This window comes from Microbispora sp. CL1-1 (assembly GCF_012034195.1).
Taxonomy (GTDB): domain Bacteria; phylum Actinomycetota; class Actinomycetes; order Streptosporangiales; family Streptosporangiaceae; genus Microbispora.
The window spans coordinates 292,174-298,379 of sequence record NZ_JAATEK010000007.1 but is presented as its reverse complement, the minus strand read 5'-3'; the positions used below and the strand labels follow the sequence as shown (position 1 = coordinate 298,379).

5 protein-coding genes are annotated in these 6,206 nt (G+C 70.8%); 4 read left to right on the top strand and 1 reads right to left on the bottom strand.

The window, feature by feature from the left end; all coding sequences use genetic code 11:
* From HCK04_RS12260 to HCK04_RS12245, 4 genes are all read left to right on the top strand, one after another.
* On the top strand, positions 1 to 647 hold a 647-nt coding region (locus HCK04_RS12260), incomplete at its 5' end, for a hypothetical protein (RefSeq protein WP_205830123.1).
* A 126-nt stretch (positions 648 to 773) separates the two neighbouring features.
* Positions 774 to 1,859: an S-(hydroxymethyl)mycothiol dehydrogenase gene (locus HCK04_RS12255; RefSeq protein WP_142647277.1), complete on the top strand. Its 1,086-nt coding sequence runs from the start codon at positions 774 to 776 to the stop codon at positions 1,857 to 1,859.
* A gap of 115 nt (positions 1,860 to 1,974) precedes the next feature.
* Positions 1,975 to 3,066, top strand: a complete 1,092-nt coding sequence (locus HCK04_RS12250) for an aromatic ring-hydroxylating dioxygenase subunit alpha (protein ID WP_142647308.1) — start codon at positions 1,975 to 1,977, stop codon at positions 3,064 to 3,066.
* Positions 3,067 to 3,084: 18 nt separating this feature from the next.
* On the top strand, positions 3,085 to 5,382 hold the full coding sequence (locus HCK04_RS12245; protein WP_142647276.1) for an FdhF/YdeP family oxidoreductase: 2,298 nt from the start codon (positions 3,085 to 3,087) through the stop codon (positions 5,380 to 5,382).
* Between the two features lie 7 nt (positions 5,383 to 5,389).
* On the opposite strand, the gene HCK04_RS12240 is transcribed toward HCK04_RS12245, so the two are convergent.
* Positions 5,390 to 6,175 carry an IclR family transcriptional regulator gene (locus HCK04_RS12240; RefSeq protein ID WP_205830122.1) on the bottom strand — a complete coding sequence of 262 codons (786 nt, stop codon included), beginning with the start codon at positions 6,173 to 6,175 and terminating at the stop codon, positions 5,390 to 5,392.
* Positions 6,176 to 6,206 lie beyond the last annotated feature (31 nt).

Sequence of the window (6,206 nt, the reverse complement as noted above, 5' to 3'; positions counted from 1 at the left end):
GTCGAGGGCGAGGGCGAGGCCGCCACGTTCACCTTCACCGGCGAGACCGCGCCCGCCGCCGTATGACCGCCCAGCAGGCGTTCTGGATCGACGGCCGGTCCGACCGCGAGCGCGTCCGCTACAGCGGCGTCAGCCACTACTCGGAGCGCGTGTGGGAGAACATCGGTGAGTTCGAGGGGGTGTGGGGTGACATCGCCCCGGTCGCGTTCGCGTGCGCGGCCTGGCGGATCGCCACCCCGCCCCTGACCTCGCCAGGGTTCGTGCGCTGGCACCGGCGGATCCTGTCGGCCTCCTGCGACCGCAACACCTGGGACGGGTCGCTGACGGCGCACGTCACGATCGTCTCCCCGCCGCCGGCCGCGCTGACGGTGTCGCGCGACTGGTGGCGCGACCGCGGCTGGCGGGACTGGCCGGAGATCTTCGGCCAGTTCGTCGAGCCTGCCGAGCAGGACCTCGCGAAGGTCCCCTACCTGCGTCCGACCCTGGTCGTGGACGCCCCGGTGCCGCTGGACGACCTGCCTCCCGCGCCGGACGGGCCGGCTGATGATCTGGCCGAGACGGCCCACCGCGCGCTCGTGGTCCTCGTACGCGAGCTTAACGACCTGCTCGCCCCGGTCGTCACCCAACTGGAGCAGGGCCCCCGCTGACCGGAGGGCGACAACTCTCTTCACCTCTTGACACTGGCCCTGCACGGCCTCAGTCTGTTGCGCATAGTGCTATGTGTTTCGTCTTGCACAACTAAAGCACGCTGACTGATCGAGGGAAAGAGAAACATGGCGCACGAAGTCCGCGGGGTCGTGGCGAGGGGCAAGGGACAGCCGGTCAGCCTGGAGACCATCGTCGTCCCCGACCCGGGTCCGGGTGAGGCGCTCGTGGCCGTGCAGGCCTGCGGGGTGTGCCACACCGACCTGCACTACCGCGAGGGCGGCATCAACGACGACTTCCCGTTCCTCCTCGGGCACGAGGCGGCGGGCGTGGTCGAGGCCGTCGGCGAGGGCGTGACCGACGTCGCCCCCGGCGACTTCGTCATCCTCAACTGGCGTGCGGTGTGCGGGCAGTGCCGCGCCTGCCTGCGCGGGCGCCCGCAGTATTGCTTCGCCACCCACAACGCCACGCAGAAGATGACGCTGGCCGACGGCACCCCGCTGTCCCCGGCGCTCGGCATCGGCGCGTTCGCCGACAAGACGCTCGTCGCGGCCGGTCAGTGCACGAAGGTCGACCCGAGCGCGTCGCCGGTCGCGGTCGGCCTGCTCGGCTGCGGGATCATGGCGGGCCTCGGCGCGGCCATCAACACGGGCGGCGTGACCCGCGGCGACTCGGTCGCCGTCATCGGCTGCGGCGGCGTGGGCGACGCGGCGGTCGCGGGTGCCCACCTGGCCGGCGCTACCACGATCATCGCGGTCGACGTGGACGACACCAAGCTCGAATGGGCCCGCCGTTTCGGCGCCACGCACACGGTCAACTCCCGGGAGACCGACCCGGTGGAGGCGATCCGCGAGCTGACCGGCGGGTTCGGCGCCGACGTCGTGATCGAGGCGGTGGGCCGCCCCGAGACGTACAAGCAGGCCTTCTACGCCCGCGACCTGGCCGGGACCGTCGTGCTGGTCGGCGTGCCGACGCCGGAGATGCGGCTCGAACTGCCGCTGCTCGACGTCTTCGGCCGCGGCGGCGCGCTCAAGTCCTCCTGGTACGGCGACTGCCTGCCCAGCCGTGACTTCCCCATGCTCGTCTCCCTCTACCAGCAGGGCAGGCTCGACCTGGACGCGTTCGTCACCGAGACGATCGCGCTCGAGGACGTCGAGGCGGCCTTCGAGAAGATGCACCACGGCGAGGTGCTGCGCTCCGTCGTGGTCCTGTGACCGGCTTTCCCCTGATCATCTCGATCTCCGACGTGCGACGTACGACCTTCAGGAGCCACAAGTGAGCACCACGAGCCTGCCCCCCAGCCTGCCCCCCAGCCTGCCCCCCAGTCTGATGGCCACGCTGCCGGGCGAGCACTACACCGACCCCCAGGTCTTCGCGCAGGAGCAGAAGCGCATCTTCGAGTCGATGTGGTTCTGTGCGGTCCGGGCCGCCGACCTGCCCAAGCCCGGGGCGTTCAAGACCGTGCAGGTCGGCACCGAGAGCATCCTGATCACGCGGGCGCGGGACAACTCGATCCGCGCGTTCTACAACGTCTGCCGCCACCGCGGCGCCCGGATCTGCACCGAGGACTCCGGCGAGGTCAAGCGGGCCTTCCAGTGCCCCTACCACGCCTGGACGTACGACCTGGAGGGCAAGCTCATCGCCGCCCCCAACCTCACCAAGATGCCCGACCTCGACCGGGTCGAATACGGCCTCGTCAACGTCGCGGTGCGGGAGTGGCTGGGCTACGTGTGGGTCTGCCTGGCCGACGAGCCGCCCTCGTTCGAGGACACCGTGCTCGGCGAGGTGCGCACCCGCCTCGGCGACGTGGCCTCGCTCGACAACTACGACGTGGCCAACCTCGCGCTGGGCCGCCGGATCACGTACGACGTGAAGGCGAACTGGAAGCTCATCGTCGAGAACTTCATGGAGTGCTACCACTGCGCGACGATCCACCCCGAGCTGACCGAGGTGCTGCCGGAGTTCGCCGACGGCTACGCGGCGCAGTATTACGTGGGCCACGGCGCGCTGTTCGGCGAGGGCATCCAGGGGTTCACGGTCGACGGCTCCGAGGGGCTCGACCGCATCCCGACGATCAGCGAGGATCAGGACAGGCGCTACTACGCCATCACGATCAAGCCGCAGGTGTTCGTCAACATGGTGCCCGACCACGTGATCATCCACCGGATGTTCCCGCTCGCCGTCGACCGTACGGTCGTGGAGTGCGACTGGCTCTACCTGCCGGAGGTCGTGGCCTCGGGCAAGGACATCAGCCGGTCGGTGGAGCTGTTCCACCGGGTCAACGAGCAGGACTTCGACGCCTGCGAGCGCACCCAGCCGTCGATGAGCTCCCGCACGTACGCCAAGGGCGGCGTGCTGGTGCCGAGCGAGCACCACATCGGCCTGTTCCATGATTGGGTGCGTGGCAAGCTCGGCGAGTGAGTTCGAAGGAGACGCGGCGTGACACGTAAGGCCCCCCGGGATGACGTCGGAGATGAGCGCCTGGAGATCGGCGCGCCCAAGACCTGGGCGGGAGGTGTCCCGGCGGTCGGTCACGCGCTCGGCACCGCCTATCGGCAGATGGGCGCGGGACGGACGGTGCTGACCCTGCTGCGGGTCAACCAGAAGTCCGGCTTCGACTGCCCGGGATGCGCATGGCCCGAGGGCGACGGTCACCGCAGTCCCGCCGAGTTCTGCGAGAACGGCGCGAAGGCGGTGGCCGAGGAGGCGACGCTCCGCAGGGTCACCCGCGACTTCTTCGCCGAGCATCCGGTGGACGAGCTGGCCCGGCGCAGCGACTACTGGCTGGGCCAGCAGGGCCGGCTCACCGAGCCGATGTACAAGCCGGCCGGCTCGGACCACTACGAGCCGATCTCGTGGGAGGACGCGTTCGGCGTCGTCGCGCGCGAGCTGCGCGCGCTCGACCACCCGAACCAGGCCGTCTTCTACACCTCCGGCCGCACCTCCAACGAGGCCGCGTTCGCCTACCAGCTCCTCGTCCGCCGGTTCGGCACCAACAACCTGCCCGACTGCTCCAACATGTGCCACGAGTCGAGCGGCTCGGCGCTGACCGAGACGCTCGGCATCGGCAAGGGCACGGTGCTGCTGGAAGACCTGCACCGGGCCGACCTGATCTTCGTGGTCGGCCAGAACCCGGGCACCAACCATCCGCGCATGCTGACCGCGCTTGAGCGGGCGAAGCGGGGCGGCGCGCGGATCGTGGCGGTCAACCCGCTGCCGGAGGCCGGGCTGCTGCGGTTCCGGAACCCGCAGCGGCCCTCCGGCGTCGTCGGCGCCGGGACGGCGCTGTCCGACCGGTTCCTGCAGATCCGTCTCGGCGGCGACCTGGCGCTGTTCCAGGCGCTGTCGCTGCTCCTGCTGGAGGCCGAGGACGCCGCGCCCGGCACGGTGGTGGACCGCGCGTTCGTCGAGGCGCACACGCACGGGTTCGACGCCTGGGAGAAGCACGTACGCGGCCTCGATTGGGACGAGGTGCTGGAGGCGACCGGGCTCACCCGCGCCGAGATCGAGGAGACGGCCCGCGACGTGCTGGCCGCCAAGTCGGTCGTGGTCTGCTGGGCGATGGGCCTCACCCAGCACCGCAAGTCGGTCCCGACGATCAGGGAGATCGTCAACTTCCTGCTGCTGCGCGGCAACGTGGGACGGCCCGGCGCGGGGGTGTGTCCCGTACGCGGGCACTCCAACGTGCAGGGCGACCGGACGATGGGCATCTACGAGAAGCCCAAGCCGGAGTTCCTCGACGCGTTGGAGAAGGAGTTCGGCTTCCCGCCGCCGCGTCAGCACGGCCACGACACCGTGGAGGCGATCCGTGCCATGCGCGACGGCGACGCGAAGGTGTTCTTCGCGATGGGCGGCAACTTCGTCTCGGCGACGCCGGACACCGCCGCGACCGAGGCGGCCCTGCGCAGTTGCCGGCTCACCGTGCAGGTGTCGACCAAGCTGAACCGGTCGCACGCCGTGTGCGGCGAGCAGGCGCTCATCCTGCCCACGCTCGGCCGCACCGAGCGGGACGTACAGGCCGGCGGCGAGCAGTTCGTCACGGTCGAAGACTCGATGGGCGCCGTGCACGCCTCGCGCGGGCGGCTGAGCCCCGCGTCGGACGCGCTGCTGTCCGAGGTGGCCATCGTGTGCCGGCTGGCCCGTGAGCTGCTCGGCGACGACCCCCACGTGCCGTGGGCCGAGTTCGAGGCGGACTACGACGCGATCAGGGAGCGCATCGAGCGGGTGGTGCCGGGGTTCGGCGACTTCAACGCGAGGGCGCGCACGCCGGGCGGCTTCCTCCTGCCGAACGCGCCGCGCGACGAGCGCCGCTTCCCCACGGCCACGGGGAAGGCGAACTTCACGGTCAACCCGCTGGAGGTGCTGCGGGTGCCCCCGGGCCGCCTCCTGCTGCAGACCGTGCGCAGCCACGACCAGTACAACACCACGATCTACGGGCTGAACGACCGCTATCGCGGCGTCCACAACGGGCGGCGGGTCGTGTTCGTCCACGCCGACGACCTGGCCGAGCGTGGTCTCGCCGACGGCGACATGATCGACCTGATCAGCGAGTGGCCGGACGGCGAGCGCGTGGCCGAGGGCTTCCGGGCCGTCGCCTATCCGACGGCGCGGGGCTGCTGCGCGGCCTACTTCCCGGAGACCAACGTGCTGGTGCCCCTGGACTCGGTGGCCGAGACGTCGAACACGCCCACGTCCAAGAGCGTCGTCGTACGGCTGCGGCGCGCGGCCGGGTCGTAAGGAAGGGCTAGGCGCCGAGGCGGTGACTGATCTCCTCGGCGCCCTGGACGAGGACGGGGGCCAGCTCCCGCATGCGGCTCTCGCTGAACCGGTAGGCGGGCCCCGACGCGCTCACCGCCGCCACGACCTCTCCGCCGAAGGAGCGTACGGGGGCGGCGAGCGCGTTCAGGCCCACTTCGAGCTCTTCCACCGTGAGCGCGTAGCCGCGCTCGCGCACCGTCGCCAGCTCCCGCTCCAGGTCATCCGCCGAGGTCACCGTGTTGGGCGTGTAGCGCTGGAGGCCCGCGGCACGCAGCAGGTCGTCGCGGCGCTGCCGGTCCACGTACGCCAGCAGGACCTTGCCGCTCGACGTCGCGTGCAGGGGCGTGAGCTGACCCACCCAGTTGTAGGCGGTGACGGCGGAGGGGCCGCGCACCTGGTCGAGGTTGACCGCGTAGTGCGAGCGCAGGACGGCGATGTTCACGGTCTCGCCGATCTCCTCCGCCAGGCGCTGGCAGACGGGCCTGCTCTGCTGGGTGACGTCCAATCGCATGGAGACGTTGCCGGCGAGGCGGACGAGCCCGAAGCCGAGGCGATACTTGCCGCGGTCTTCGGTCTGCTCCACGAGCCCGCGCGCCTCCAGGGCGCCCAGCAGGCGGAACGCGGTCGACTTGTGGACCTCGATCTCGGCCGCGATCTCGGTGACCCCGGCCTCCCCGCGGGCGGCGAGGATCTCCATGATGCTGATCGCCCGGTCCACGGACTGCACGCCGCCGCCGCTGGCCTCGGTCCTGCCGGAAGCGTCGTTGTCCATATCGGGACTGTAGCGTTCCTTGTCCTGGATC

Bases quoted from the DNA above. Each gene is read 5' to 3' on its own strand.
- HCK04_RS12250 (WP_142647308.1), top strand. From the start codon at position 1,975: ATGGCCACGCTGCCGGGCGAGCACTACACCGACCCCCAGGTCTTCGCG.
- HCK04_RS12240 (WP_205830122.1), bottom strand. From the start codon at position 6,175: ATGGACAACGACGCTTCCGGCAGGACCGAGGCCAGCGGCGGCGGCGTG.
- HCK04_RS12255 (WP_142647277.1), top strand. From the start codon at position 774: ATGGCGCACGAAGTCCGCGGGGTCGTGGCGAGGGGCAAGGGACAGCCG.